Below are 25,694 nucleotides of genomic sequence, written 5' to 3'. Positions count from 1 at the left end.
CATGACCACCGATGTACGCGCCGACCTGTACCCCTCGCGCGGCGCCGCCGAGATGACCACTCCCCGCCAGGACCCGGTCATCTGGTCCGCGCCGGGCGCGCCGGGGCCGGTCACCGCGAAGGACCTCCAGGGGTTCGAGGAGAACGGCTTCCTCACCGTCGACCAGCTCGTCACTCCGGACGAGGTGGCCGTCTACCGGGCGGAGCTGGACCGGCTGATCGCCGACCCGCGGATCCGTGCCGACGAGCGCTCGATCATCGAGCCGCAGTCCCAGAGCGTGCGGTCCGTCTTCGAGGTCCACAAGATCAGCGAGATCTTCGCGAACCTGGTCCGTGACGAGCGTGTGGTGGGCCGGGCCCGCCAGATCCTGGGCTCGGACGTGTACGTCCACCAGTCCCGGATCAACGTGAAGCCCGGCTTCGGCGCCTCGGGCTTCTACTGGCACTCGGACTTCGAGACCTGGCACGCCGAGGACGGCCTGCCGAACATGCGGACCGTGTCCGTCTCGATCGCGCTGACCGAGAACTACGACACCAACGGCGGGCTGATGATCATGCCCGGTTCGCACAAGTCGTTCCTCGGCTGCGCGGGTGAGACGCCGAAGGACAACTACAAGAAGTCCCTGCAGATGCAGGACGCCGGCACCCCGTCCGACGAAGCGCTGACGAAGATGGCCGACCGCCACGGCATCAAGCTCTTCACGGGCAAGGCCGGTTCGGCGACCTGGTTCGACTGCAACGCGATGCACGGGTCCGGGGACAACATCACCCCGTACGCGCGCAGCAACGTGTTCATCGTCTTCAACAGCGTCGAGAACACGGCGCAAGAGCCGTTCGCGGCTCCGGTCCGCCGACCCGAGTTCATCGGGGCGCGCGACTTCACCCCGGTGAAGTAGTCACGTACGACGACCGGACGGGGCGGGGCGCATCGCGCGTCCCGCCCCGTCCGTTGAGGCAAGGGCTTTCCGTGCCGGCTGTTTCCGTACCGGCCGCTGCCCCGGCAGGCCGCCGGCCGGGCGGCCGTTGTTAGGCTGCCACCGCCGATCATGGTTGTGATCGTGCGCCCGTCGGAGAGGTGGCGACCCATGCGAACGGTTCACAGGACGATGGCGGTGACGCTGACGTCTCTGCTGGCCGGTGCCGCACTCGCCGGGTGCGGGGGCGACGGCGGGGGGACGGCGCAGAAGTCGGCGTCAGAGATGCTCGACGAGGCCAACGCCCGTATGGAGAAGCTCAGTTCCCTCACCATAGAGATCAGCAACACGGTCGGCGACGACCGTGTGACCTGGCGGATGACCACGGACCTCAAAAGCCGTTGCCAGGTGAGGAACACCTTCTCCAGGAGCGGCACCCTGGAGCAGATCCGGATCGGCGAGACGGACTACGTCCGCCCGGACAAGGCGTACCTGGAGACGTGGAGCGGCAACGACCTCGGCGACGCCGAGCCGGGCGTTTGGGCGAAGGTGCCCGTCGCCGAGTCGAAGCCGGGCGGCGGGCTGTCCCAGTGCACGAGGCCGTTCGAGTCGTTCGGCACGGCGACCAAGGGGGAGGCCACCCGCGTCGAGGGCCGGGAGGCGCTCGGGCTGAAGGTGACCGATCCGTCGGACAAGGAAGGCACGTACACCTTCTATGTCGCCACCGAGGGCGAGCCGCATCTGCTGAAGGCCGTGTACAAGAGCGGGAAGCAGGTCACCACCACGTCCTTCGGTGACTTCGACAAGCCGCTGGACATCCAGCCGCCCGATGCAGCCGAGGTGCTGGACATGAGCGACGCCACCGGCTAGTGCCGCCTCAGGCAGCGCACGGGCTCACCAGTCAGGCCTGAGGTTCCTGTGGCTTGACCTCGACCTCGCGCAGGCTCTGGTCCGTGCGCTCGGTGCGTGCCTCGGTGCGGTGCCCCCGGGCGATGTAGTCGCGCACGACCGCCTCTACGGCATCCTGGGGTGAGCCGACCCCTGCCAGGACCATCACTTCCACCACCAGTTCGGCGTCGAGGCTGATGTTGACCTTGGCCATCAGGCCGCCGGTCAGGCGCTCCACCCCCCTGCGATAGGCGATGAACGGCGGCACGCAGAGCATGAGGAGGACCAAGGGCACCAGGATGAGCAGTTCTACGGGGCTGGTGGTAGCGATCACCGGGCCACTCCAGATGCCAGGAGGTCCCCCTGCGTGCCATCTGCTCAGGCGCTCAACCCCTTTGCCCTGGAGGGCGTTTCGCGCTCGAAGCCGCCTCCGGTCCGCACAATCCCCAGGCGTCGGAGACCAGGTGTCAGGACGAGGGTGACCACGGCTGAGGCGGAGGCCATCACGGTCATGGCGGTCGCGGGTGAGGTGAACTGCGCGATGCCGCCGGCGAGAGCTGCGGCGACGCCCTGCATGGTGAACATCCCCGAGTGGTGCAGGCCGAACGCGTGCCCCCTCAGCTCGCTCGGGGCCAGGGATATCAGGCGTTCCTGGAGCAGCAGGTTGGCGGAGAAGCCGACTGACGCGACGGCCACGGCGGCGAGTGCCATGGGCAGCGCCGGGTGCAGGAAGAAGATCAGATAGGGGGCGGCGAGCAACAGGAGCAGGGGCGGCGCACCGAGTCTGTCGCGCCACTGCCGGGGCAGGAAGCGACCGGTCAGGGTGTCCCCTGCCAGCATCCCCACTGCCCGGCCGCGAACAGGAGCCCAGCGTGGTGGGGTGCGTAGGAGACGAAGAGGGATTCGCAGCCGACGACGAGTCCGTTCGGCACCCACAGGGCGAGGTACACACGGCGCCGTGGTCTCGCACCCCACAGGCGCGCGTTGGTCCGCCAGGTCTCGCGCACGGACGGGCGGCCCTGTGCGCGGGGAGGCCGCCCCGCGAGCCCGATGCGGGCGACGGCAGCGGAGACCAGGAAGAGGACGGCTCCGGAGAGCAGCGCCCCGCGCGGCGCCAGGACGTTGACGAGTACGCCGCCGACGGCGTAACCGCAGATCTGCAGGCTCCCCGCGCACATGTTGAGCACCGAACGGCCGAGCAGATAGCCCTCCGACGGAAGGATCTGGGTGAGCAGTCCGTAGCGCACGCCGCCGCCGACCGAGCCGAGCATGCCCTGCACCGACAGAATCACGAAGAGCGCGCCGACGGGCAGGCCGGGAAGAGCCAGAACAGCGGTGGCCCCGGCGAAGAAGAGCGCCAGGCCGACCGTCGCGGCGCGCGGCGGCAGGCGGTCCACCGCCGACAGCAGAATGCTCGCGCCGATCATCTGCATCACCAACGGGCCGAACATGCTGAGGGCGGCCAGGAGCGGCGATCCGGTCGCGCCGTAGACAAGCGTCCCCACGGCCATTCTGCTCACCGTCTGGGCCGCCACGTGAGAGGCGAAGGCCGCGAACAACGGGGTGAACTCCGGGGTCCTGAAAAGCTCCTGGTACGTGCGCATGGCCGCAGTTTCGGCAGGTGGCCGCAGGCGACGGTAATGTTTCGCGGGGAGGCGAAACCATTGGGCTGGTGGGAAGTCAACGCGGACACGCTCGCGAACAGCCGGTTCGTCGTATCGCCCCTCTGCGAGACGACGGCAACCCTGATGGTTCTGGAGAGGAACGCGCCCGCGCATCCGGCCGAGCGCCGCTGGCTGGACAGCCACGGGCCCGCCTACCGGGAGCGGCTGGCCGCCGATCCGGTCACCGCCCTGCTGGTGCCCGTCGCGCTGGGCCGACACCGATGGATCGCCGACTTCCTCACGCCGGTGCCGTCCCGCGAGGGCGAGGCACCGGGCGGCGCGGAGTTCCACGGCGAACTGGCACGCATCCGCGAGACACCCGCCGGCACCGCCCGCGCCGACCTCGAAATCTCTCACCGCGGACCGCTTCCAGGTCCGCTGCTGGGCCCCGGTCTGCCGGAGCGCATCGCCGATCTGCTGGAGTGGGTGTGGCGGGAGATCGTGGCGCCCGACTGGCCCCGGCGGCGACGCGTCATCGAGGCCGATGTGATCGCTCGTACGGGCCGGTTGAGCCGGACGGGCTGGGCAGCGGCGCTGGACGACATACATCCGGAGATGCGGTGGCTGGGCGGCAACCGGCTGCGTATCAACAACCGCGATTTCCCGCCTCGGCACCTGACGGGATCAGAGTTGCTGCTCGTGCCGGTCACCCCGCGCAAGGGGTGGATCTCCATCGACCGCCCGGACTCCCACGGGGCAGTGCACCGCAACGCGGTGGTGTACCCGTGCTCCGGCACACTGGCGGAACCTGAGCGTGCGGCCGCTCCGGAGGCTCTGGCCAGGCTGCTCGGTGCCGGGCGGGCGAGCGTACTGGTACTCCTGGACAGCCCCATGAGCACCACCCACCTGGTGGCGGTGACGGGCCAGGGCCTCGGTTCGGTGGGCCGCCACCTCAAGGTGCTCCTGGAAGCCGGGCTGGTCGGCCGTCGCCGCGCGGGACGGTCCGTGCTCTACGACCGCTCGGTCCTCGGCGACGCACTGGTGCGGGCACAGGAGCCCTGAAGACTGACGGGGCAGGGCGCGCACGCCTCACGTCTCCGGAGTCCGGACCGACACGTCTTGCTCCGCCATCACCCTCGGCTGCATGAGCCGTTCTCTCCACCAAGGTCTGGATGCGGATGCGCCCCGGCCCGAACGGCGCCGGCCTGTCCCGCAAGGCGATCTTCGCCGAGCTCGACGCCTCCCTGAAGCGACTGGGGACCGACTACATCGACCTGTACCAGATCCACCGCTGGGACTACGACACCCCGATACCAGGTTCGTGTCGATGCAGGACCACTACAACCTCATCCACCGGGAAGCAGAGCGGGAGATGCTCCCGCTCTGCGCCGACCAGCGCGTGATCCCGTGGAGCCCGCTGGCGCGGGGCAGGCTGACGCGGGTCCGCGACACCGCCACGACGCGTGCCGAGACCGACGAGGGCGGCAAGATCCTCTACCGCGACGGGGACCATGCAGTGGCCGACCGCGTCCACGAGATCGCGGGCAAGCGGGGTCTGTCCCCGGCCCAGGTCGCCCTGGTCTGGGTCATGCGCAACCCGGTGGTGAGATACGGACGCTCGAATCGGTCAAATCGCCCCGCATTCTGTCCTCGAATTCCCAACGACCTGGAGCCGCGCAATCCGCTGGACCTCGGCACCGGTCAGCGGAGACAGTGGCGCCCATGACTTCGCTCGTACAGCACATCACCATCGACTGCGCCGACGCCTACGAACTGGCCCTGTTCTGGGCCGAGGTGCTCGGCGCACCTCTGTCCGACGACGACGCGCCCGGCGATCCCGAGGCACTCGTCGAGGCCCCGGGGGCGGCCCTGCTCTTCGTCACGGTGCCCGAGGCCAAGAGCGGCAAGAACCGCGTCCATCTGGACGTGCGTCCCCAGGAACGGACCCGCGACGAGGAGGTCGAACGGCTGCTGGCCCTGGGCGCCACGCTGGTCGCCGACCACCGCAAGCCGAACGGCCGGGGCTGGGCGACCCTGGCCGATCCCGAGGGCAACGAGTTCTGCGTCGAGTGCGGCGCCGCGGAACGCGCCGCGCTGACCGGCGCACGGCTGCCCGTCACCGCCGACGACGTCACGCTGGCGGTGCGGCTCTCGGTCGACACCCTCGCACAGTCCCCGGCGGAAGACTGGCGCGTCCCGGCGGGGTCGTTGACGTGGGACTGCTGGGAGACCGTGGAACATCTGAGCGACGACCTCTTCGCGTACGCGGTCCAGCTCGGCCCGCGCAGGCCGCCGCAGGGGCGTGAGGTGCCGTACCGGTACGCGTCCGAGCGCGAGGGAGGCCCCGCGAACTCGATCTTCGCGAACCCGGAGGCGGGGACCGCCGGACTGCTCCAGACTCTGGAGGCGAGCGGAGCCCTGCTGGCCGCGATGGTGCGGACGACGCCTGCGGACGTGCGCTCCCACCACGTGTTCGGACTCTCCGACCCGGAGGGCTTCGCCGCGATGGGCGTCGTCGAGACCCTGGTACACACCCACGACGTCGCCGCCGGGCTGTCGCTCGACTGGGCCCCGCCCCGGGACCTCTGCGACCGGGCGCTGGCCCGGCTCTTCCCCGACGCGCCGGACGACGACGACCGGTGGACCGTACTGCTGTGGTCCACCGGCCGTGCCGATCTGCCGGGCCGCGACCGTGTCACCTCGTGGAAGTGGCACGGTGCGCCGCTGTAGCGGCTACCTGTGCGAGAACCAGGCGGCTGCCGGGAGCAGCCTGCCGTTGTAGTCGAACACCGCTTGGTTCTCCCAGGCGTTGCCTGAGGAGGGGTCGGCCGGGTCCCAGCCGCTGCCGGTGACGGCGGTCCAGGCCGGCTCCCAGTAGACGGCACCGAGTCCCCGCCCGCCGGGGACGGCTTCGACGACGTTCATGACGTCCCGGAGGTTCGCCGCCTGGCCCGCCGGGGTCGCCGGGTATCCGGAGACCAGCTGGCCGGCGGTGGCGACGTTGTTCTCCAGGCCGTCGTCGTTCGCGAGCGTGTGGGCGTAGGCGGTCTCGGCGACGAGGACGGGCTTCCCGTAGCGGGAGGCCGCGTCATCGAGGTTGGTCTGGAGCTCGGACAGCGAGCCGTGCCAGTAGCCGTAGTAGGAGAGGGCGATGACGTCGAAGGGCACCTTCTGTGCCACGGCGTTGTCGAACCACCAGCGGGTGCCCGCGTTGTCGCCGCCCTCGGCGAGGTGCAGCGCCACCTTCGTGCCGGAGGAGACCGCCTTGGCCGCGTTCGCCCCGGAGGTGATCAGGCCCGCCAGCTGGGACCAGTTGTCGGTCGAGCCCTCCGGCCAGAGCATCCCGCCGTTGATCTCGTTGCCTATCTGCACCATGTCGGCGGTGGTGCCCTGGGCCTTCAGGGCGTTCAGCACGTCGTAGGTGTGGTTGTGGACGTCCGTACGGAGCTGCGCGTAGCTGTGGCCCGCCCAGGCGGCGGGCTTGTTCTGCTTGCCGGGGTCGGCCCAGGCATCGGAGTAGTGGAAGTCGACGAGGGTCTTCATGCCGAGGGCCTTGGCGCGCTTGGCCATGGCGAGGACGCGGGCCTTGTTGTTGTAGCCGTCGGCCGGGTTCACCCACACCTTGAGGCGTACGTAGTTCATCCCTGAGCTCTTGAGGATGCTCATGGCGTCCCCCGCCGCGCCGCTCGCGTTGCGGTACGTGGCTCCGTACGCCTCGTTCTTCGGGAGAGTGGAGAGGTCACCGCCCCTGACGCTCAGCCCCGTACTGCCCGGGGTGAAGGTGATGTCGTCGAAGTTGGCCCACTCCCCCGCGTGCGCGTCGGAGTTGAGGCTGATCGTGCAGGATCCTCCGGTCACCTTGACGGAGGTGACGAGCCTGATCCAGGCGCCGTTCGCGGTCGGCGGCAGGTCGGTGCGCTGCTCGGCGCTGCCGCAGTTGCGCAGAGCGATGTAGGCGGAGTTCTGACCGCCGCCGGAGCGGACCCAGGCACTGAGGGTGTACGTACCGTCGGTGAGGCCGCTCAGGTACTGGTAGGTCTCGACCTTGTACGCCGAGGCCGACCAGTGGCTGAGCCGGGTGCTGCCGCCGTGGCCGCCCGCCTCGGTGAACGAGGCGGTGTTCTGGCCCCCGGCCGAGTACGTCGACCAGCCCGTCGCACCGGATTCGAAGCCGGTGTTGACGGGGGTGGTGGCCGCGTGGGCGGTCTGGGCGGGAAGTGCGGCGAACAGGAGGCCGGAGAGCGCGGCCACCGCTCCGGCCGCTCTCGCGCGGATGTGCGTCGTTCCGTACATCGTCGATGTCCCTTCGACAGTTGTGCGGGTGAACGTGCGGGCGCCTCAGCCGTCGAGCCGTACGACGCGGACCGAGCCCGCCGGAACGGCGAGCTTGTCCACGGCGGGCTCACCGGTGAGGAGTTCGGTGCCGGGGGCGTCCAGCGGTACCCCCGCGTCGGCGTCGGTGTGGTTGATCGCGAAGAGGAAGGTGCCGCTGTCACCGGTGCGGCGCACGACCTCGACGTCGTACGGGAGGCCGGTGCGCGGTTCGAGACCGGCGTCGGTGGCCGCGCGGTCCAGGACGGCGTCCAGGTCCGGGCCGGAGAGCCGGGTGGAGATGTACCAGGCGGTGCCCTCGCCGAGCCGGTTGCGGGTGACGGCGGGGCGGCCTGCCGGGATGCCGTCGGCGTACGACCAGGCGGTCTCGGCACCGCGCGGGATCACCACGTCCGACCAGAGGTCGCCGGTCAGCTCGGGGCCTTCCGGAGCACCCTCGGGCGTGATCAGCCGGACGGTACCGCCCTCCCCGAGCGGGGAGAACTCCTCGACCGTCAGGCCGAGTACGTCCCGGAGCGCGCCCGGGTAGGCCCCGGGGTGGACCGCGTCGTCGGTGTCGACGATGCCGGAGAAGTACGACACGACGAGGGTGCCGCCCCGCTCGACGTACCGGCGCAGATTGCGGCCGGTCTCCTCGGTGGCGAGGTAGAGGGCCGGGACGACGACCAGGGGGTAGCTGGAGAGGTCGGAGTCCGGGTGGGCGAAGTCGACGGTGAGGTGGCGGTCGTAGAGCGAGGCGTAGAAGGTGTCGGCGCGCTCGCGGGCGTCGTGCTCCTCGCTGGGGCGCCATTCCAGGCGCTGCGCCCACCAGGACTCCCAGTCCCAGAGCATCGCCACATCGGCGACGGTGCGGGAGCCCCGGATACCCTCCAGCCGGCCCAGACCCGCGCCCAGCGCGCTCACCTCGCGCCACACCCGTGAGTCGGTGCCGGCGTGCGGGACCATCGCGGAGTGGAACTTCTCGGCGCCGCGCCGGGACTGCCGCCACTGGAAGAACATCGCGCCCTCGGAGCCCCGGGCGACGTGGGCGAGGCTGTTGCGGGCCATCTCGCCGGGGCGCTTGGCGGGGTTGCGGGGCTGCCAGTTGACGCCGCTGGTGGAGTGCTCCAGCAGGAGCCAGGGGGCGCCGCCCGCGACCGAGCGGGTGAGGTCGGCGGCCATGGCGAGGTTGACGTGGGTGCGGCGCCCGTCGGTGATCAGGTAGTGGTCGTTGGTGACGAGGTCGACCTCACGGCCCCAGGCCCAGTAGTCGACGGACTCGCACTGGCTGAGGGCGGTCATGAAGTTGGTGGTGACCGGGATGCCGGGGGCGAGCCGGTGCAGGATGTCGCGTTCGGCGGTGAAGTTCTCGCGCATGGTGGCGTCGGCGAAGCGGGCGTAGTCCAGCTGCTGCGCCGGGTTGCCGACCGTGGGGGTGGTGCGGGGCGGGTCGATGTCGTCGAGGCTGCGGTAGCGCTGGCCCCAGAACGCGGTGCCCCAGGCCTCGTTGACCGCCTCGGCCGTGCCGTGCCGGGCGGCGAGCCAGCGGCGGAAGTGCGCGGCGCAGCTGTCGCAGTAGCAGGCGCTGACCGGGACGCCGTACTCGTTGTGGACGTGCCAGAGCGCGAGGGCGGGGTGCTTCGCGTAGCGGCGGGCGAGCTGTTCGGTGATGTTCGCCGCGGCGGCGCGGTAGGGAGCCGAGCTGTGACAGATGGCGCCGCGCGACCCGAAGGCGTAGCGGACGCCGTCCCTGCTGACGGGCAGGGCCTCGGGGTGGGCGCGGTAGAACCAGGCGGGCGGGGCGACGGTGGGGGTGCCGAGGTCGGCGCGGATGCCGTTGACGTGCAGCAGGTCCAGGAGGCGGTCGAGCCATCCGAAGTCGTACACACCCGGCTCGGGTTCCAGGAGTGCCCAGGAGAAGATCCCGACGCTGACCATGCTCACGCCCGCTTCCCGCATCAGGCGTACGTCCTCGTGCCAGACCTCTTCGGGCCACTGTTCGGGGTTGTAGTCGCCGCCGAAGGCCAGCTTGCGCAGGCCTGCCGGGTAGGGAGCGGATTCTGAGTGGGGCATGGACAGCTCCTGGCTCTTCGGGACAACTTCTGGGAACGTGCACACACACTCTCGGCGGCGCAGGGCCAACATAACCGCACAGCAACAACCATTGACAAGTGTCGGTTTGGTTTCTCTACTGTGAACGCTCACAGCGCCTTTCCGGCCAGTCCGCCGAAGCGTCTGTTCGTCTCGTCAGGGGAGAAACCATGAAATACCGCACCGTCGCGGTGTCCACCGCCGCCGCTCTCGCCGCCACCGCCCTGCTCTCGGGGTGCGGCTCGGACGACGGCGGCGACGAGCCGGCCGCTTCCGGGCCCGCCTCGCTGACGTACTGGGCGTGGGCCCCCGGCCTGGACAAGGTCGCCGACATCTGGAACAAGGGCCCCGGCAAGGAGGCCGGCATCACCGTCACGGTGAAGAAGCAGGCCTCGGGTGACGACCTGGTCACCAAGATCATCACGGCGGCCAAGGCCCACAAGGCCCCTGACCTGGTCCAGGCCGAGTACCAGGCGCTCCCCACCCTGGTCTCCAACGACGTCCTCGCGGACATATCCGAGGAGGCGGGCGACGCGAAGGGCGAGTTCGCCGACGGGATCTGGCAGCAGGCGACGCTCGGCTCGGACGCCCTGTACGCACTGCCGCAGGACTCCGGTCCGCTGATGTTCTACTACCGCCAGGACCTCTTCGAGCAGTACGGCCTGACCGTGCCCACCACCTGGGACGAGTTCGCCGAGACCGCCCGCGCGCTGAAGAAGAAGGCGCCGGACAAGGACCTCACCACCTTCTCCTCCAACGACTCGGGTCTCTTCGCGGGTCTCGCCCAGCAGGCGGGCGCGAAGTGGTGGACCACGGGCGGCGACAAGTGGAAGGTCGCGATCGACGACCCCGCGACGCAGAAGGTCGCCGACTTCTGGGGCGGCCTGGTGAAGGAGGGCGCCATCGACAACCAGCCGATGTACACCCCCGCCTGGAACAAGGCGCTGAACACCGGCAAGCAGGTCGCCTGGGTCAGCGCGGTCTGGGCACCGGGAACGCTGACCACCGCGGCGCCCGACACCAAGGGCAAGTGGGCCATGGCCCCGCTCCCCCAGTGGACCGCCGGTGAGAACGTCACCGGAAGCTGGGGCGGTTCCTCCACCGCCGTCACCAACGACTCCAGGAACAAGAAGGCCGCCGCCACCTTCGCGAAGTGGCTGAACACCGACCCGGCGGCCCTCGCCGCACTGGTGAAGGAGAGCGGCATCTACCCCGCCGCCACGGCCGCCCAGACCGGCGGGGCCCTGGCGAAGGCCCCGGACTACTTCTCCAACCAGCCCGCCTTCTACACCGAGGCCGCCGAGATCGCCCAGGGCACCGCCCCGGCCGCGTGGGGCCCGAACGTCAACGTCGCGTACAGCGCCTTCAAGGACAACTTCGCCGCCGCCGCGAAGAACAAGTCGGACTTCGGCTCCGCGCTGACCGCCATGCAGGACGCCACCGTCGCGGACCTGAAGAAGCAGGGCTTCGGGGTCTCGGAGTGACACGCGCACCCCGCGGGAAGGCGTACGGGGTCAGGAGCGCCCCGTACGTCTTCCTGATCCCCGCGACCCTGCTGTTCCTGCTCTTCTTCGCCCTGCCCATCGGCTACGCCGTGTACCTCAGCTTCCGCAGGACCGAGGTCAAGGGACTGGGCCTCGGCAAAGGCGCACGGGAGGAGATCTGGGCCGGCCTCGCCAACTACACGGACGCGCTCTCCGACTCGGAGCTGCTGCACGGCGCACTGCGCATCCTGGGCTACGGCGCGATCGTCGTCCCGGTGATGCTCGGTCTCGCCCTGCTCTTCGCCCTGCTGCTGGACACGGACGGACTCCGCATGCGGGGCTTCAGCAGGCTGGCGATCTTCCTGCCGTACGCGATCCCGGGCGTCATCGCCGCACTGATGTGGGGCTTCCTGTACCTGCCCGACGTCAGCCCCTTCCTTTACGTGCTCGACGCCGTGGGGCTCCCACAGCGCGACCTGCTGGACGGCGGTCCGCTGTACGCCTCGCTGGCGAACATCGCGGTCTGGGGCGGCACCGGCTTCAACATGATCGTGATCTACACCTCGCTGCGGGCGATCCCCGCCGAGATCTTCGAGGCCGCCCGGCTCGACGGCTGCTCGCAGCTCCAGATCGCGCTGCGCATCAAGATCCCGATGGTGGCGCCGTCCCTGATCCTGACCTTCTTCTTCTCGATCATCGCGACGCTCCAGGTCTTCAGCGAACCCACCACGCTGAAGCCGCTGACCAACTCGCTCTCCACCACCTGGAGTCCGCTGATGAAGGTCTACCAGGACGCCTTCGTCAACAACGACATCCATGCGGCCGCCGCCCAGGCGGTCATCATCGCCCTGGCCACCCTCGCCCTGTCGTTCGGCTTCCTCAAGGCGGCCAACTCCCGTACGAAGCAGGGAGACTCCCGATGAGCACCCAGCCACTCCCCTCCCCCGGCCGCCGTCGCCTCCCGCTCGTGCCGACCGCCGCGCTGCTGCTCGGCGCGCTGTACTGCCTGCTGCCCGTCGCCTGGGTCCTGGTCGCCTCGACGAAGTCCGGCAGCGAGCTGTTCTCCACCTTCACCTTCCTGCCGGGCTCCGGATTCACGCAGAACGTCGCCGACCTCACGGAGTACCGCGACGGGGTGTACTGGAAGTGGATGGCCAACTCGGCCTTCTACGCGGGGGCGGGCGCCCTGCTCTCCACCGCGGTGTCCGCCGTCTCCGGGTACGCGCTGGCCGTGTACCGCTTCCGGGGCAAGGAGACGGTCTTCAACATCCTGCTCGCCGGGGTGCTGATGCCGCCGGTGATCCTGGCCGTGCCGCAGTACCTGCTGCTGGCCGAGGCGGACATGACCGACTCCTACCTCTCGGTGCTGCTGCCGCTGATCCTCTCGCCGTACGGCGTCTACCTCGCCCGGATCTACGCGGCGGCGGCCGTGCCGGCCGACGTGATCGAGGCCGGACGGATGGACGGCGGCGGCGAGTGGCGGATCTTCCGGACGATCGCGCTGCCGATGATGCTGCCGGGGCTCGTGACGGTGTTCCTGTTCCAGTTCGTGGCGGTCTGGAACAACTTCCTGCTGCCGTACATCATGCTCGGCGACGACGAGAAGTTCCCGGTCACCCTGGGGCTCTACACGCTGCTCCAGCAGGGTTCGAACACCCCGGCGCTCTACACACTGGTCATCACGGGAGCGCTGCTGGCGATCATCCCGCTGATCGCCCTGTTCCTGGTCATCCAGCGGTTCTGGAGTCTCGACCTGCTCTCCGGCGCCGTAAAGTCCTGACAGCTCCTCAACAGGGCACCCCTTCATGAAAGATCGAGCACCATGAGCCGCACAGAACAGAACGGCGCGGGACGCCGCAGGCCGCCGACGATCCATGACGTCGCCCGGGAGGCCGGGGTCTCCCGGGGCACGGTCTCCCGGGTGCTCAACGGTGGTCACAACGTCAGCCCGGCCGCGTCCGAAGCGGTTCGGTCCGCCATCCGGCGGACCGGCTACACCGTCAACCGGCATGCCCGGTCGCTGATCACCGGGCGTTCCGACTCGGTGGCGTTCCTGCTGACCGAGCCCCAGGAACGCTTCTTCGAGGACCCGAACTTCAACGTGCTGCTGCGCGGCTGCACCACCGCGCTCGCCGCGCACGACATCCCGCTCCTGCTGATGATCGCGGGGACCGAGGCGGAGCGGCGCCGCAACATGCGCTACATCGCCGGGCACGTGGACGGGGTGCTGCTGGTCTCCAATCACTCCGGCGATCCCGTGGCGGCCCAGCTGTACGAGGCCGGCGTACCGCTCGTGGCGTGCGGGAAGCCGCTCGGCCAGGGGTCGCGGGTCAGCTACGTGGCGGCGGACGACCGCAACGGCGCCCGGGACATGGTGCGCTTCCTGTACGAGTCCGGGCGCCGCCGGATCGCCACGGTCACCGGCCCGCTGGACACTCCGGGCGGTGTGGACCGGCTGGCGGGCTACCGCGAGACGCTCACCGAGTGCGGGCTGCCGGCGGACGAGTCGCTGATCGTGCCGGGCGACTACAGCAGGGCGGGCGGTGAGGCCGCGGCGGCGCTGCTGCTGGAGCGGGCGCCGGACGTGGACGCGGTGTTCGTGGCGTCCGACCTGATGGCACAGGGGGTGCTGAGCACCCTGGAACGGGCGGGCCGGCGGGTGCCGCAGGACATCGCTGTGGGCGGTTTCGACGACTCCCCCGCGGCGCTCGCGGCACGCCCGGAGCTGACGACGGTCCGTCAGCCGTGGGACCGGATCAGCGCGGAGATGGTCCGGGTGCTGCTGGCGCAGATCGGCGGGGAGGACCCGGCGGCGGTCATACTCCCCACCGAACTGGTACGCCGGGATTCGGCGTAGGCCCTGCGGGCCCGGTGGCCAGGGCCCCGGCGTCAGTCCGTCAGCGCCGGATAGTCGGTGTAGCCCTTCGCTCCTCCACCGAAGAAGGTCGCCGGGTCCGGGGTGTTGAAGGGCCCGCCGGCCTTCAGGCGGGCGGGCAGGTCCGGGTTGGCGAGGAAGAGCGCACCGTAGGAGATGACGTCGGCGATGCCGTCGTCGATCACCGTGTGGTGCTCGGGGCCGGTCGGCCCGTCGGAGAACACGTTGAGGACGAGCGTTCCGGTGAACTTCTTGCGCAGCGCGAGCGTCAGTTCACGGCCGTCGGCCTGCTCCAGCACGTGCAGGTAGGCGAGCCCGAGCGGTTCGAGCTCAGCGACGAGCGCGTGGTAGACGGCGTCGGGCTCGGGCTCCTCGATGCCGTTGTAGGGGTTTCCGGGCGAGATGCGCAGTCCCGTGCGTGCGGCGCCGATCTCGGCGACGACCGCCTTGGTCACCTCGACGGCGAAGCGGATGCGCGCCTGGTCGGAGCCTCCCCATCCGTCCGTGCGCAGGTTGGTGTTGGGGGCCAGGAACTGGTGGATCAGATAACCGTTGGCGCCGTGCAGCTCGACTCCGTCGAAGCCCGCCTCGACCGCGTTGCGCGCGGCGCCGGCGAAGTCGGCGATCGTCGCGCGTATCTCCGCGTCGGTGAGCTCATGGGGCTCCACGAAGTCCTTCGGCCCCACATGGGTGTAGACCTGGCCGGGCGCCGTCACCGGGGAGGGGCCGACCGGCGTCAGCCCGTCCGGCAGCAGGACGGGGTGGCCGATCCGGCCGGCGTGCATGATCTGGGCGAAGATCCGGCCGCCCGCCGCGTGTACGGAGTCGGTGACCTCGCGCCAGGAGGCGACCTGCTCGGCACTGTGCAGGCCGGGGGTGGAGGGATAGCCCTGGCCCACCACGGACGGCTGGATGCCCTCGGTGACGATCAGACCGGCCGAGGCCCGCTGGGTGTAGTACTCGACGGTGAGGTCGGTCGCCGTGCCTCCTTCGCCGGCCCTGCTGCGGGTCATGGGCGCGAGGGCGATGCGGTTGGCGAGCTGGGTGCCGGAGAGGTCGATGGGGTCGAACACGGTGGTCATGAAAGCCTCCGTCGAATTTACATGGTCGGCCAAGTAATCAGCTGCCGGTCACTGTAACCTATTAATTGGCCGACCAAGGTAAAGTTCACGAGGACGTCATGAACCCGGCTGCGGACCGGGCAGAGACACCGCCCGGAGGAGTCACGATGCAGATCGACAGCACCACTTCCGCCGATCCCGCGTGTGCCGCCGGACTGCCGAGCGCGGCCATGGGCGGCCCGGCCAGCCATGCCGTCTCCCGGGTCGCCAGGCTGCACAGGAACGCGGCGGGCAAGCTGCTCCGGGGGCTCGGCCTCTATCCCGGGCAGGAGTTCCTGCTGATGCACCTGTGGGACACGGGAGCGGTCCGCCAGGGCGAACTGATCAAGGCCATGGATCTCGACCCCTCCACCGTCACCAAGATGCTCCAGCGCCTCGAACAGACCGGGCACGTACGCCGCCGCCCCGACCCTGACGACCGGCGGGCCGTGCTGGTCGAGGCGACCGTGGAGAGCTGCGCCCTGCGCACCGACGTGTGCGATGCCTGGTCGAGCCTGGAGGAGCACACCCTCGCGGGACTGGAACCGGCCGAGCGCACCGAGCTGATCAGGCTGCTCGCCAAGGTGGAGGAGAACCTCTGCCGGGAGACCGGCGACTGCCCCGGGCGGTAGCCGGGGGGGGCGACCGCCCCGGGGGTAGCCGGCTCAGCCCGACAGCACGTCCAGCACACGGTCGGCGTCCGCCTCGGTGTTGTACAGGTGGAAGGCCGCCCTCAGGTTCCCCGCCCGGGCCGAGACCATCACCCCGGCCGCCGCCAGCTCCGGCTCCAGGCCGCCGAGTCCGGGCAGGGCGACGATCGCGGAGGTGCCGGGCACCGTCTCGTGCCCGATCGACGCCAGCCCTTCCCGGAGGCGGGCGGCGAGCCCGGTGGCATGGGAGTACAGCGCGTCGGGGCCGATCCCGGCCAGGAGCTCCAGCGACCGTTCGGCGCCGTGATAGGCGAGGAAGGCGACCGGCTCGTCGAACCGCCGGGCGGTGACGGCCAGTTGCTCCACCGGGCCGTACGTACTGTTCCAGGGGTCCTCCGCCGAGACCCAGCCGGCGTACAGGACGGGCAGGGTCGCCTGCGCCTCCTCGGTCACCGTGAGGAACGAGGTGCCCCGCGGGCACAGCAGGAACTTGAAGCCGCCGGTGACGGTGTAGTCGTAGGCCCCCGCGTCCAGCGGAAGCCAGCCGGCCGACTGGCTGGCGTCGAGCAGGGTGCGGGCCCCGTGCTCGGCGGCGGCCGCGCGGATCGCCTCCAGGTCGGCGACCCGGCCGTCGGCGGACTGGACGGCCGAGAAGGCGACGAGCGAGGTCCCGGGCCGCACGGCGTCCGCCAGCCCGGCCAGCGGGACGTAACGCATCTTCAGGTCGCCACGCACGGCGAAAGGGCTGACGACGGAGCTGAACTCACCCTCGGGAGCGACGACTTCGGCCCCGGCGGGGAGGGAGGCGGCCACGAGCCCCACATGGGCGGCGACGGAGCCGCCGATGGCCACCCGGTCGGCGCCGACCCCGGCGATCCGGGCGAAGCCCGCCCGGGCGGCGTCCACCCGCTCGAAGCTGCCCGCGCCGGCCCGGGTGCCCGCGGCGTTCTCGCCGGCCAGTGCCGTGACGGCCTCGACGGTGCGGCGGGGCAGCAACCCGCAGGTGGAGGTGTTGAGATAGGTGGTCTCAGGTGCGAATTCGGCGGCCCTCACCTGGTCGATCGCAGAAGTCTCCATGCGCCACAGCCTGACGGCCGCCCAACCTCACGTCAATCGCGCAGATATGAGCGGCACGCCCTAGGCAGCCTTATACGCGCTGGTCAGACGCCTTCTGCTGCGGCACCTCGCAGGCTCCGTCCGCATCGCAGGCCGCGGCGTCCCCGCCGACCTGGGTGAGACCGGGCACCTCGCGGTCCTTCCATGCCTGCTCCAGCGCCTGGGCGAAGACCTCCGCGGGCTGGCCGCCGGAGATCCCGTACCGCCGGTCGAGCACGAAGAACGGCACGGCGTTGGCGCCGAACTCGGCGGCCTCGCGCTCGTCGGCGCGTACGTCGTCGGCGTACGCCTCCGGGTCGGCCAGCACCGCACGCGCCTCGTCACCGTCGAGTCCCGCCTCGACGGCCAGGTCGGCCAGTACCGCGTCGTCGAAGACCGAGCGCTCCTCGGCGAAGTTCGCCCGGTAGACGCGGGTCAGCAGCTCGTCCTGGCGCCCCCTGGCCTTGGCGAGGTGCAGCAGCCGGTGGATGTCGAAGGTGCTGCCGTGGTCGCGCCCCTCGACACGGTAGCCGAGCCCTTCGGCCTGCGCGTTCGCCGCGACGTTGGCCTCCATCCCGCGAGCCTGCTCGGGGGTGCGCCCGTACTTCTGCGCCAGCATGTCGACGACCTGCTCGATGTCGCCCTTGGCCCGCCCCGGGTCGAGCTCGAAGGAGCGGTGGACCACCTCGACCTCGTCACGGTGGGCGAACCCGGCCAGGCCCTTCTCGAAGCGTGCCTTGCCGACGTAACACCACGGGCAAGCGATGTCGCTCCATATCTCGACGCGCATGACTCTTCTGCTCTCCACCTCTGCCGTACGGGTGCGGAGGGAGCCTCCGCCGCCGGTTCAACGTGCGGACCGGGCAGCTGATTCCCGGGGCCGGGACACACGCCCCGGCTCCGGGCGTCCCTGGGCGGTCCCCGGTCCGGATGAGGACAGGTTCTGACCTGTTCGCCTTCTACGGTGTCCGCATGACACCTGAGACCGAAGGACTCCTGACCTCCCTGCGCGAAGCGCGCCGGCTCCTCCTCATCACCACGCGGGACGCGACGGACGCACAGCTGGCAGAACGGTCCACGGTGAGCGAGCTGACGCTCAGCGGCATCCTGAACCACCTCACCCGGGGCGAGCGCGTCTGGACGCACGTCCTCACCGACACCACCGGCCGGACCCCGGACGGCATGTGGGACATGGGCCAGTACCAGTGCCCCGAGGGCGCCACCGTCACCGGCCTGCGCGCCGCGTACGAGGAGGCCGCCCGCGCCACCGACGAGGCCGCCGCGACGGCGCGCCCGGACGCGGAGGCCCGCCTTCCGGAGACACCGTGGGAGCCCGGGGTCGTACGCCACTGGACGGTGCGGCGGATCCTGCTGCACCTCCTCCAGGAGACGGCCCAGCACACCGGGCACGCGGACATCGTCCGGGAGGCGATCGACGGCGCGAACAGCACGGCGCTGAGGTGACCGGGCGGTGAGCGGGGGCACTGAGGTGACCGGGCGGTGATCGGCGGCACTGAGGTGACCGGGCGGCGGGTCCTGGACCGATGAGTTTCCCGGCGAGCCGCAGTCGAAGACCATGAGGAGCGCGCGGCGGCCACGACGAGGCCGCGGCGCTCACCGGACGAGCCTCCGGACCTGACACGAGAACCGAGGAACTTCAGATGCGCACTCTGATCAGCACCGCTTTCGTCTCGCTCGACGGCGTCGTGGAGGCCCCGGGCGGCGAGCCCGGCTACCGGAACTCCGGATGGACCTTCAAGGAGGTGGAGTTCCTCCCCGAGGCCTTCGAGATCAAGGGCCGGGAGCAGAAGGAGGCCTCCGCGATGCTGATGGGCCGGGTCAGCTACGAAGCCTTCAGCCCCGTGTGGCCGGACATGGAGGACTTCGCGGACTACAAGATGATGCCGAAGTACGTCGTCTCCACGACCCTCGCCGAGGGCGACCTCGTACCGGGGTGGGGCGAGACCGCCATCCTGCGCTCGCTCGACGACGTCGCCGCACTGAAGGAGACCGAGGGAGGGCCGATCATCGTCCACGGCAGCGCCACCCTGAACCAGGGACTCTCGGACGCGGGGCTGATCGACCGTTACCACCTGCTCGTCTTCCCGCTCCTGCTCGGCGCGGGCAAGCGTCTGTTCAGCGCGACGGACAAGGACACCCAGAAGCTGAAGCTCGTCGAGCACGAGGCGTACGCCAACGGACTCCAGAAGAACGTCTTCGACGTCGTGCGCTGAACCGTCTCCCGGCGCGGGCGCGCGGGTCACCCGGGCCGGTGCCGAGCTTCGGACGGCCTCCGTGGGCCTCGGCGATCAGGCGGCCTCGGTGTGCGTCCGCGGCCTCGGCGATCGTGGAGGCGACGCGACGGCCGGACCGAGGAGCGGGCCCCGGACGGACCGGAGGGCCTGTATCCTCTCGGATCCAGGCCCTCCGTCCGTGTGCGTCCGCCGGGTCAGCTGCCGTCCCGCAGATCGCCGGGGGCGGCGGGCCGGAAGGCGATGTGGTCGAACGACACCTCGCAGCCCTTGCCCGTGGGCGACTGGACGAGGAAGCCGATGCGGGCGGCCGCGCGCTCCTGCTCCGTACCGAGGGTGAAGACCCGGACGAAGGTCCAGCGCTCGCCGTCGGCGGAGGCGTGGAAGGCGAACGCGCCGCCGGTGCGGCTGAGCCGCAGCCAGTAGGTGTCGCCCTCCACCTCGGCGGAGTTGACGTCGTCGGACTGCCCGCGGGTGACCACGGTGCAGATCGTCGGGCGCTCCGGGGAGAGCTCCAGGCAGAGCTTCGCCCACTCCCGCTCCCCCACGTGGAGGTAGAGGACCCCCGCGTCGAAGGCGGCGGCGAAGCCCACCCGCACCCGGGCTATCAGCTGGAAGTCACCCTCCGGTGCCGCGCCGAGCAGCCGCGGCGCGTCGGTGGCGGGCTCCAGGGCGTCACCGCCCGGCGGGACGAAACGGTCCTGCTCCGGGCCCGCCAGGCCGGTCAGTACCCCGCCCTCGTACGTCCATCCGCCCTCGGGCCCGGCCGGTTCCAGGGGGAAGGGGAGCTCGGGGAGCTGCATCGCGGTCATGCGCGGCGCCCGTCGACCCGGCGGGGCAGGCCCTGCGGGTTGTCCTCGCGCAGCTCCGGAGGGAGCAGCGCATCGGGCGTCGACTGGTAGCTGACGGGGCGCAGCCAGCGCTCGATCGCGGTGGCACCGACCGAGGTGGAGGTGGAGGTGGTGGCCGGGTAGGGGCCACCGTGGTGCTGGGCGGGCGCGACGGCGACGCCGGTGGGCCAGCCGTTGACCAGCACACGCCCTGCCACCGGGGTGAGCTCGCCGAGGAGCCCGGCGGCGCTGCCGTCGGCCTCCTCGGTGGCGATCTGGAGGGTGGCGGTGAGGTTTCCGGGGAGCCGGGAGAGCACGGCGGTGATCTCGTCCGCGGAGTCGTAGCGCGCGACGACGGTGACCGGGCCGAAGCACTCCTCGAGCAGCGCGTCGTGGGGGCCCTCCTCGGCCAGGTGCCGGGCGGGCACGGTGAAGAAGCCCGGGGAGACCGTGTGGTCGTCCCCGGCGCCCGGGGCGACCGGGGCCTCGACGTCCGGGAGCGCGGCCCGCTCGGCCACGCCCTTGACGAAGGCGTCCCGCATCCGGTGGTCGAGCATGGTGCCGGCGCCCGTGCCGCCGACCGTCTCGGTGAGGGACTTCAGCAGCCGGTCACCGGCCTCACCGGACGGGGCGAACACGAAACCGGGCTTGGTGCAGAACTGTCCGGCACCCATGGTCATCGAGCCGCCGAGTCCGGCACCGATCTGGTCGCCGCGCTCCGAGGCGGCCGCCTCGGTGACCACGACGGGGTTGAGAGAGCCGAGCTCGCCGTGGAAGGGGATCGGGGTGGGGCGGGCCGCCGCCGCGTCGAACAGGGCACGGCCGCCGCGGATCGATCCGGTGAAGCCCGCGGCGGAGATCAGTGGGTGCTTGACCAGCTCGACACCCGCGTCGAAGCCGTGCAGCACGCTCACGACGTCCTCGGGCAGGCCGTTGCGTGCCGCGGCCGTACGCAGGATCGAGGCGCAGAGTTCGGACGTCGCGGGGTGGTCGGGGTGCGCCTTGACGACGACCGGGCAGCCCGCGGCGAGCGCGCTCGCGGTGTCGCCGCCGGGGACGGAGAAGGCGAGCGGGAAGTTGCTGGCCGCGTAGACGGCGACGACGCCCAGCGGGATCTTGTAGCGGCGCAGGTCCGGCCAGGGCGGGGTCCTGCTGCCGTCCTCGTGGTCGATGTGGATGTCGAGGTAGGCACCCTCGTCCACGACCTCCGCGAAGGCCCGCAACTGCGCGGCCGTGCGGGCGAGTTCGCCGGTCAGCCGGACGGGGCCGAGCGCGGTCTCCGCGTCGGCGGTCTCGACGATCTGTTCCTGGGCCTCGGTGAGCAGATCGGCCGCCGTTCGCAGGAACGCCGCGCGTACGGTGCGGTCGGCCAGCGTGCCGCGCACGGCGTGCGCCGCCCGGACCGCGCGGTCGACCTCCTCCGCTGTAGCCTCCACCGCAACCTGCTCGCGCGGGTTCCCCGTCCGGGGGTCGACGCTCCAGACTGGTGCTGCTGCCACCGTATTTCCTTCCGGTCCACTGCCACACAGGAGAAGTTGTTCGGTATTCTGAACAGCGTTCCTGAACGTGAATACATGGGAACTCTATTTCCGGGCGCTCGCGGTTGCAAGAAGTAGCAGGGTCGTACAAGAAGGCTGGAAGGGGCACAAAGCATGTCGGTAGCCGAGTCTGGTGGGGCGCAGGTCAAGTCCGCTGTACGGACGGTAGAACTCCTCGAATACTTCGCGGGACGCCCCGGTATGCACTCGCTGGCCGCGGTGCAGGAGGCCGTGGGCTACCCCAAGTCCAGCCTCTACATGCTGCTGCGCACGCTGGTCGAGCTCGGCTGGGTGGAGACGGACGCCACCGGCACGCGGTACGGCATCGGCGTGCGCGCCCTGCTCGTCGGCACCTCGTACATCGACGGCGACGAGGTCGTCGCGGCGGCCCGCCCCACCCTCGACCGGCTCTCCGACGACACCACGGAGACCATCCACCTGGCCCGGCTCGACGGGACCAACGTGGTCTACCTCGCCACCCGTCAGTCCCAGCACTACCTGCGCCCCTTCACGCGCGTCGGCCGCCGCCTGCCCGCGCACTCCACCTCGCTCGGCAAGGCCCTGCTGGCCACCCACAGCGACGAGCAGGTCCGCAAGATGCTGCCCGAGACGCTGCCGGCACTGACGGAGCACACCCTCACCGACCGCGAGAAGCTGATCGAGGAACTGCACCTGATCCGCGAGCAGGGATACGCGGTGGACCGCGAGGAGAACACGCTGGGGCTGCGCTGCTTCGGCGTGGCCATCCCCTACCGCACCCCGGCGCGCGACGCGATCAGCTGCTCGGTGCCGGTCGCCCGCCTCACGCCCGCGCACGAGCAGATGGTGAAGGACGCCCTCTTCGACGCCCGCGACCGGCTGACCCTCGCGACCCGGAGGCTCTGAGCACCGGGCGCACCGCCGCGCCCGGGGCGGTGCGCCTGAGAAACCGGTGAGAAGGAACACGAACGGGAACGCCCCCCGCGCCCCCGTTCGTCCCTCCAGCGGGATGAACAAGATGATCAGGCGCGCTTCGGTCTTCTGTCTGCTGATGGTTCTCGCCCTGTTGGTGCGGGCGACCTGGGTGCAGGCGTACGAGGCCGAGGCGCTCGCAGACGACGAACACAACCGGCGGAACGTGATCGCGCAGTACGCGCAGCCGCTCGGCGACATCATCGTGGCCGGCTCCCCGGTCACCGGCTCGAAGGAGACCCAGGACGGCGACCTCCGCTACGAACGCGGCTACACCCAGGGGGAGCTGTACGCGGCGGTCACCGGCTACAGCTCGCAGGCCTACGGCGCCACCCAGCTCGAAGGCATCTACAGCGATGTGCTCGACGGCACCGACGACCGGCTGAAGAGTCCCGCCGATCTGCTGACCGGCGAGCGGGCGTCACCCGGCGACGTGGTGACGACCATCGACCCCGGCGTCCAGAAGGCGGCCTTCGAAGCGCTCGGGGACGACCGGGGCGCGGCCGTCGCGATCGACCCGGAGACCGGGCGGATCCTCGGCATGGTCTCCTCGCCCTCGTACGACCCCTCGGACATCAGCGGCACGTCGGACGGAGCGGCCTGGCAGAAGCTGCTCGACGACCCGGGCAAGCCGCTGGTCAACCGGGCCCTGCGGCAGCCGCTTCCGCCCGGATCGACGTTCAAGCTCGTGGTGGCCTCGGCGGCGCTGGAGAACGGCCTCTACGGCTCGGTGGACGAACCGACGGACAGCCCCAGCCCCTACACCCTGCCCGGAACGTCCACGGTCCTGAAGAACGAGAACGCCACGGCCCCCTGCGAGAACGCCACGCTGCGCACCGCGCTCCAGTACTCCTGCAACAACGTCTTCGCGAAGGCGGCGGCCGACCTCGGCCAGGACGAGCTGAAGGCGATGGCGGACGCCTTCGGCTTCGACACTTCGATGCTCGACGTGCCGGTGCGGGCGGCCGAGAGCGTGTACCCGAGCGGTATGGACGATGCCCAGACCGCGCTGACCGGCATCGGCCAGTTCGAGGTGACCGCGACCCCGCTCCAGATGGCGATGGTCTCCGCGGCGCTCGCCGACGGTGGCGAGCTGGCTTCGCCGCACATGGTCTCCAAGGTGACGGACTCCGACGGCTCCACGCTCCAGGAATACGCGGACGGGGACCGTGAGCGGGTCGTGAAGGAGTCGACGGCGGAGCAGCTGCGCAGCGCCATGGTCACCGTCGTGGAGGAGGGGACAGGCGGCAACGCGAGGATCGACGGCGCCGAGGTGGGCGGCAAGACGGGAACCGCGCAGAACGGAGTGGACAACAGCAACACCCCGTACGCCTGGTTCACCTCGTACGCGAAGGACGACTCGTCCGGCAAGCAGGTCGCCGTCGCGGTGGTCGTCGAGGACTCGGGGGCGGCCCGCTCGGAGGTCAGCGGGAACGGCCTGGCGGCTCCGATCGCGCAGAAGATGATGAAGGCGGCCCTGAAGGACTGACCCCCGGGCCGGCACACACACGGACCGCTTCGGCCCGCCGCAGCCTCGGTGCGGGGCCCGGTCCGGCGTAACCGGATCGTTCACCTGCCGCAGGGGGGTTCAGGTTTTCGCCGTGTTACGCCTTACTGGGAGGCGCACCCGCGTCGAAGCGCTTCCGGGGTGCGCGTTGGTACGCTCTCGCCCCGCGAACGGAGTTGGGAACGTACACAGTTGGTCCGAGCGCGCAGGCACCCGGTGCAGAGAAGAGGTAATCCGTGGGCACGGTCGTCGATGATGCCGCCGCCGCCGAGTTCCATGCGTTCTTCGAGGCGCACTACACCGAACTCGCCCGGCTCGCCCATCTGCTGACGGGCGAGGCCGATGCGGCGGACGACCTGGCAGCCGAAGCACTGCTGGCCCTCTGGCACCGCTGGGACCGGGTCAGGGACGCCGATCATCCGGGGGCGTACGCGCGGGGGGTGGTCGCCAACCTGGCCCGTACGCGCATCCGCAGCGCGGTGCGCGAGCGCCGGAGGATCGCCCTGTTCTGGATGCCACGCGGGGCCGGGGACGCCTACACGGCCGACGGGCCCGACGTGTCGGCGGTGGTGGACGTCCAGGAGGCACTGCGGCGGCTGCCGTTCCGCAAGCGCGCGTGCGTGGTGCTGCGGCACGCCTTCGACCTGTCCGAACGCGACACCGCTCTCGTCCTCGGGGTCTCGGTCGGTACGGTGAAGAGCCAGACCTCGCGTGGTGTGGCGGAACTCCAGCGGCTGCTCGGATCCGAGACCCCGGCGGCACAGGTACAGGTGGCGGCTGCGGGTCAGCGCGCCGGAGGAAGGCACTGATGGACGAGGAGCTGCGGGAGCGGCTGCGCACGGCCGCCGCTTCGCACCGGCCCGACCGGGCCCGGATGCTGGCCCGGATCGAGCGCGGGATGGCCGAGGAGCCGCCGGCCCGCCCCGCCCGCGCCCCCCGCACACCCATGCCGTGGCTGCGTGTCGCGGGCGCGACGGTGGCGGTGTGCGGCGTGCTGACGGCCGGGGCGCTCGCGGTCACCTCTGCGGGCCGGGAAGGGCCCACGGGCGGGCAGCGGGTCGCAGCCGAACCCGTCCCGCCGGCGCCCTCGTCGCCGTCCGCCCCCCGGGGCGCCGCGCTGCCGGCCGGCCAGGGACCGTTGTGGTCGGACGGGTCGCTGGACCCCAACAGCAACAGCTACTGGGCGCAGAGCGAGGTGGTCGTCAAGACGACGGAGAAGCTGTCCGGGCTGACCGTCGAGCTCCGGATCGCGCTGAACGGCGGTGTGAACACCACCGGTTCCTGGCGTTCCCTGCCGGAAGGGGACTTCGAGGTCTCGGTGCGCGAGGAGGAGGGGTACCTCGTCTACCGCTGGGCGCTGAAGCCGGGCCGGAGCGTGCCGGTGGGTACGCACACCTTCGCGGGGCAGTACAACCACGACGAGGGCACGCGCGACACAGGGCGGGACGACTACACGGCGCGGGCACACACGACGGGTGGTCCGGCCTCGGTGGGCGGGGACTTCGGCGACACCCGCTGAGGGCGCGCCGTCTCCGTGCGGAGAATACGCGTCCATGACACGGCAACCCTTTCGCGGGCGGTGGCGACCCATCAGCGCTGCACACA

23 protein-coding genes and 2 pseudogenes are annotated in these 25,694 nt (G+C 70.8%); 16 read left to right on the top strand and 9 right to left on the bottom strand.

Features of this window, described 5'->3' with window-relative positions; all coding sequences use genetic code 11:
- The first annotated feature begins 1 nt into the window (after position 1).
- Positions 2-895 (top strand): ectoine hydroxylase, encoded by an 894-nt coding sequence (gene thpD / locus ABZY45_RS05610; protein ID WP_356736379.1) that lies wholly within the window; start codon positions 2-4, stop codon positions 893-895.
- Positions 896-1,084: 189 nt separating this feature from the next.
- Positions 1,085-1,783, top strand: coding sequence for a hypothetical protein (locus ABZY45_RS05605; protein ID WP_356736377.1), 699 nt, complete (start codon positions 1,085-1,087; stop codon positions 1,781-1,783).
- A 31-nt stretch (positions 1,784-1,814) separates the two neighbouring features.
- Here the strand turns inward: ABZY45_RS05605 and ABZY45_RS05600 are convergent, their stop codons facing one another.
- A complete protein-coding gene (locus ABZY45_RS05600; protein ID WP_356736612.1) occupies positions 1,815-2,015 on the bottom strand; it encodes a type II toxin-antitoxin system VapB family antitoxin in 201 nt (66 codons plus the stop codon).
- A gap of 164 nt (positions 2,016-2,179) precedes the next feature.
- Positions 2,180-3,405, bottom strand: a pseudogene (locus ABZY45_RS05595) (MFS transporter).
- Positions 3,406-3,465: 60 nt separating this feature from the next.
- Here ABZY45_RS05595 and ABZY45_RS05590 point away from each other — a divergent pair.
- The 3 genes and pseudogenes from ABZY45_RS05590 to ABZY45_RS05580 all read left to right on the top strand — a co-directional run bounded on the left by ABZY45_RS05590 (position 3,466) and on the right by ABZY45_RS05580 (position 6,135).
- Positions 3,466-4,467 (top strand): helix-turn-helix domain-containing protein, encoded by a 1,002-nt coding sequence (locus tag ABZY45_RS05590; RefSeq protein WP_356736375.1) that lies wholly within the window; start codon positions 3,466-3,468, stop codon positions 4,465-4,467.
- A gap of 89 nt (positions 4,468-4,556) precedes the next feature.
- A pseudogene (locus ABZY45_RS05585) lies at positions 4,557-4,996 on the top strand (aldo/keto reductase); the annotation flags it as partial.
- Positions 4,997-5,127: 131 nt separating this feature from the next.
- Positions 5,128-6,135 (top strand): VOC family protein, encoded by a 1,008-nt coding sequence (locus tag ABZY45_RS05580; RefSeq protein ID WP_356736373.1) that lies wholly within the window; start codon positions 5,128-5,130, stop codon positions 6,133-6,135.
- Between the two features lie 3 nt (positions 6,136-6,138).
- On the opposite strand, the gene ABZY45_RS05575 is transcribed toward ABZY45_RS05580, so the two are convergent.
- On the bottom strand, positions 6,139-7,698 hold the full coding sequence (locus tag ABZY45_RS05575) for an arabinogalactan endo-1,4-beta-galactosidase (protein ID WP_356736371.1): 1,560 nt from the start codon (positions 7,696-7,698) through the stop codon (positions 6,139-6,141).
- 45 nt (positions 7,699-7,743) lie between these two features.
- Positions 7,744-9,789 (bottom strand): beta-galactosidase, encoded by a 2,046-nt coding sequence (locus ABZY45_RS05570; protein ID WP_356736369.1) that lies wholly within the window; start codon positions 9,787-9,789, stop codon positions 7,744-7,746.
- A 188-nt stretch (positions 9,790-9,977) separates the two neighbouring features.
- Between ABZY45_RS05570 and ABZY45_RS05565 the strand changes: the two genes are divergently transcribed.
- From ABZY45_RS05565 to ABZY45_RS05550, 4 genes are read left to right on the top strand one after another with little or no spacing between them, the layout of a single operon-like run.
- Positions 9,978-11,291: an extracellular solute-binding protein gene (locus ABZY45_RS05565; protein ID WP_356736367.1), complete on the top strand. Its 1,314-nt coding sequence runs from the start codon at positions 9,978-9,980 to the stop codon at positions 11,289-11,291.
- Complete coding sequence (locus tag ABZY45_RS05560) at positions 11,288-12,214, top strand: sugar ABC transporter permease (protein ID WP_356736365.1); 927 nt, start codon at positions 11,288-11,290, stop codon at positions 12,212-12,214. Before ABZY45_RS05565 ends, ABZY45_RS05560 begins: the two co-directional genes overlap by 4 nt.
- Positions 12,211-13,071, top strand: coding sequence for a carbohydrate ABC transporter permease (locus tag ABZY45_RS05555; protein ID WP_356736363.1), 861 nt, complete (start codon positions 12,211-12,213; stop codon positions 13,069-13,071). The genes ABZY45_RS05560 and ABZY45_RS05555 overlap by 4 nt, the downstream gene beginning before the upstream one ends.
- Before the next feature lie 42 nt (positions 13,072-13,113).
- Positions 13,114-14,148, top strand: a complete 1,035-nt coding sequence (locus tag ABZY45_RS05550) for a LacI family DNA-binding transcriptional regulator (protein ID WP_356736361.1) — start codon at positions 13,114-13,116, stop codon at positions 14,146-14,148.
- A 32-nt stretch (positions 14,149-14,180) separates the two neighbouring features.
- On the opposite strand, the gene ABZY45_RS05545 is transcribed toward ABZY45_RS05550, so the two are convergent.
- Positions 14,181-15,248, bottom strand: a complete 1,068-nt coding sequence (locus ABZY45_RS05545; RefSeq protein ID WP_356736359.1) for an alkene reductase — start codon at positions 15,246-15,248, stop codon at positions 14,181-14,183.
- 146 nt (positions 15,249-15,394) lie between these two features.
- On the opposite strand from ABZY45_RS05545, the gene ABZY45_RS05540 reads away from it, so the two are divergent.
- Positions 15,395-15,898 (top strand): MarR family winged helix-turn-helix transcriptional regulator, encoded by a 504-nt coding sequence (locus ABZY45_RS05540; protein ID WP_356736357.1) that lies wholly within the window; start codon positions 15,395-15,397, stop codon positions 15,896-15,898.
- Positions 15,899-15,931: 33 nt separating this feature from the next.
- Here the strand turns inward: ABZY45_RS05540 and ABZY45_RS05535 are convergent, their stop codons facing one another.
- On the bottom strand, positions 15,932-16,993 hold the full coding sequence (locus tag ABZY45_RS05535; protein ID WP_356736355.1) for an aminotransferase class V-fold PLP-dependent enzyme: 1,062 nt from the start codon (positions 16,991-16,993) through the stop codon (positions 15,932-15,934).
- Between the two features lie 70 nt (positions 16,994-17,063).
- Positions 17,064-17,801 (bottom strand): DsbA family oxidoreductase, encoded by a 738-nt coding sequence (locus tag ABZY45_RS05530; protein WP_356736353.1) that lies wholly within the window; start codon positions 17,799-17,801, stop codon positions 17,064-17,066.
- A gap of 182 nt (positions 17,802-17,983) precedes the next feature.
- On the opposite strand from ABZY45_RS05530, the gene ABZY45_RS05525 reads away from it, so the two are divergent.
- Both ABZY45_RS05525 and ABZY45_RS05520 read left to right on the top strand, forming a co-directional pair.
- Positions 17,984-18,475: a DUF664 domain-containing protein gene (locus ABZY45_RS05525; RefSeq protein ID WP_356736351.1), complete on the top strand. Its 492-nt coding sequence runs from the start codon at positions 17,984-17,986 to the stop codon at positions 18,473-18,475.
- 197 nt (positions 18,476-18,672) lie between these two features.
- A complete protein-coding gene (locus tag ABZY45_RS05520) occupies positions 18,673-19,245 on the top strand; it encodes a dihydrofolate reductase family protein (RefSeq protein ID WP_356736349.1) in 573 nt (190 codons plus the stop codon).
- Between the two features lie 215 nt (positions 19,246-19,460).
- On the opposite strand, the gene ABZY45_RS05515 is transcribed toward ABZY45_RS05520, so the two are convergent.
- A complete protein-coding gene (locus ABZY45_RS05515; protein ID WP_356736610.1) occupies positions 19,461-20,066 on the bottom strand; it encodes a DUF1349 domain-containing protein in 606 nt (201 codons plus the stop codon).
- Positions 20,067-20,071: 5 nt separating this feature from the next.
- Positions 20,072-21,592 (bottom strand): aldehyde dehydrogenase (NADP(+)), encoded by a 1,521-nt coding sequence (locus ABZY45_RS05510; RefSeq protein ID WP_356736347.1) that lies wholly within the window; start codon positions 21,590-21,592, stop codon positions 20,072-20,074.
- 153 nt (positions 21,593-21,745) lie between these two features.
- Here ABZY45_RS05510 and ABZY45_RS05505 point away from each other — a divergent pair, with 153 nt between their 5' ends.
- From ABZY45_RS05505 to ABZY45_RS05490, 4 genes are all read left to right on the top strand, one after another.
- Positions 21,746-22,516, top strand: a complete 771-nt coding sequence (locus tag ABZY45_RS05505; RefSeq protein ID WP_037691667.1) for an IclR family transcriptional regulator — start codon at positions 21,746-21,748, stop codon at positions 22,514-22,516.
- Between the two features lie 103 nt (positions 22,517-22,619).
- The gene (locus tag ABZY45_RS05500) at positions 22,620-24,071 is read left to right on the top strand and encodes a penicillin-binding transpeptidase domain-containing protein (RefSeq protein ID WP_356736345.1); all 1,452 of its coding nucleotides are present in this window, start codon (positions 22,620-22,622) and stop codon (positions 24,069-24,071) included.
- Between the two features lie 254 nt (positions 24,072-24,325).
- The gene (locus tag ABZY45_RS05495; RefSeq protein WP_356736343.1) at positions 24,326-24,898 is read left to right on the top strand and encodes a SigE family RNA polymerase sigma factor; all 573 of its coding nucleotides are present in this window, start codon (positions 24,326-24,328) and stop codon (positions 24,896-24,898) included.
- The gene (locus ABZY45_RS05490) at positions 24,898-25,608 is read left to right on the top strand and encodes a hypothetical protein (protein ID WP_356736341.1); all 711 of its coding nucleotides are present in this window, start codon (positions 24,898-24,900) and stop codon (positions 25,606-25,608) included. Before ABZY45_RS05495 ends, ABZY45_RS05490 begins: the two co-directional genes overlap by 1 nt.
- The last annotated feature ends 86 nt before the right edge of the window (positions 25,609-25,694 follow it).

Source organism: Streptomyces sp. NPDC006516 (assembly GCF_040611875.1).
Taxonomy (GTDB): Bacteria; Actinomycetota; Actinomycetes; order Streptomycetales; family Streptomycetaceae; genus Streptomyces.
The sequence above is the reverse complement of the archived record's forward strand: the minus strand, read 5'-3'. Positions and strand labels throughout refer to the sequence as shown.

What these genes read in the sequence shown, in the direction of transcription:
- thpD (WP_356736379.1), top strand. Translation starts at nt 2, where the DNA reads ATGACCACCGATGTACGCGCCGACCTGTACCCCTCGCGCGGCGCCGCC.
- ABZY45_RS05605 (WP_356736377.1), top strand. Translation starts at nt 1,085, where the DNA reads ATGCGAACGGTTCACAGGACGATGGCGGTGACGCTGACGTCTCTGCTG.
- ABZY45_RS05600 (WP_356736612.1), bottom strand. Translation starts at nt 2,015, where the DNA reads ATGGCCAAGGTCAACATCAGCCTCGACGCCGAACTGGTGGTGGAAGTG.
- ABZY45_RS05580 (WP_356736373.1), top strand. Translation starts at nt 5,128, where the DNA reads ATGACTTCGCTCGTACAGCACATCACCATCGACTGCGCCGACGCCTAC.
- ABZY45_RS05575 (WP_356736371.1), bottom strand. Translation starts at nt 7,698, where the DNA reads ATGTACGGAACGACGCACATCCGCGCGAGAGCGGCCGGAGCGGTGGCC.
- ABZY45_RS05570 (WP_356736369.1), bottom strand. Translation starts at nt 9,789, where the DNA reads ATGCCCCACTCAGAATCCGCTCCCTACCCGGCAGGCCTGCGCAAGCTG.
- ABZY45_RS05565 (WP_356736367.1), top strand. Translation starts at nt 9,978, where the DNA reads ATGAAATACCGCACCGTCGCGGTGTCCACCGCCGCCGCTCTCGCCGCC.
- ABZY45_RS05555 (WP_356736363.1), top strand. Translation starts at nt 12,211, where the DNA reads ATGAGCACCCAGCCACTCCCCTCCCCCGGCCGCCGTCGCCTCCCGCTC.
- ABZY45_RS05550 (WP_356736361.1), top strand. Translation starts at nt 13,114, where the DNA reads ATGAGCCGCACAGAACAGAACGGCGCGGGACGCCGCAGGCCGCCGACG.
- ABZY45_RS05545 (WP_356736359.1), bottom strand. Translation starts at nt 15,248, where the DNA reads ATGACCACCGTGTTCGACCCCATCGACCTCTCCGGCACCCAGCTCGCC.
- ABZY45_RS05540 (WP_356736357.1), top strand. Translation starts at nt 15,395, where the DNA reads ATGCAGATCGACAGCACCACTTCCGCCGATCCCGCGTGTGCCGCCGGA.
- ABZY45_RS05535 (WP_356736355.1), bottom strand. Translation starts at nt 16,993, where the DNA reads ATGGAGACTTCTGCGATCGACCAGGTGAGGGCCGCCGAATTCGCACCT.
- ABZY45_RS05530 (WP_356736353.1), bottom strand. Translation starts at nt 17,801, where the DNA reads ATGCGCGTCGAGATATGGAGCGACATCGCTTGCCCGTGGTGTTACGTC.
- ABZY45_RS05525 (WP_356736351.1), top strand. Translation starts at nt 17,984, where the DNA reads ATGACACCTGAGACCGAAGGACTCCTGACCTCCCTGCGCGAAGCGCGC.
- ABZY45_RS05520 (WP_356736349.1), top strand. Translation starts at nt 18,673, where the DNA reads ATGCGCACTCTGATCAGCACCGCTTTCGTCTCGCTCGACGGCGTCGTG.
- ABZY45_RS05515 (WP_356736610.1), bottom strand. Translation starts at nt 20,066, where the DNA reads ATGCAGCTCCCCGAGCTCCCCTTCCCCCTGGAACCGGCCGGGCCCGAG.
- ABZY45_RS05505 (WP_037691667.1), top strand. Translation starts at nt 21,746, where the DNA reads ATGTCGGTAGCCGAGTCTGGTGGGGCGCAGGTCAAGTCCGCTGTACGG.
- ABZY45_RS05500 (WP_356736345.1), top strand. Translation starts at nt 22,620, where the DNA reads ATGAACAAGATGATCAGGCGCGCTTCGGTCTTCTGTCTGCTGATGGTT.
- ABZY45_RS05490 (WP_356736341.1), top strand. Translation starts at nt 24,898, where the DNA reads ATGGACGAGGAGCTGCGGGAGCGGCTGCGCACGGCCGCCGCTTCGCAC.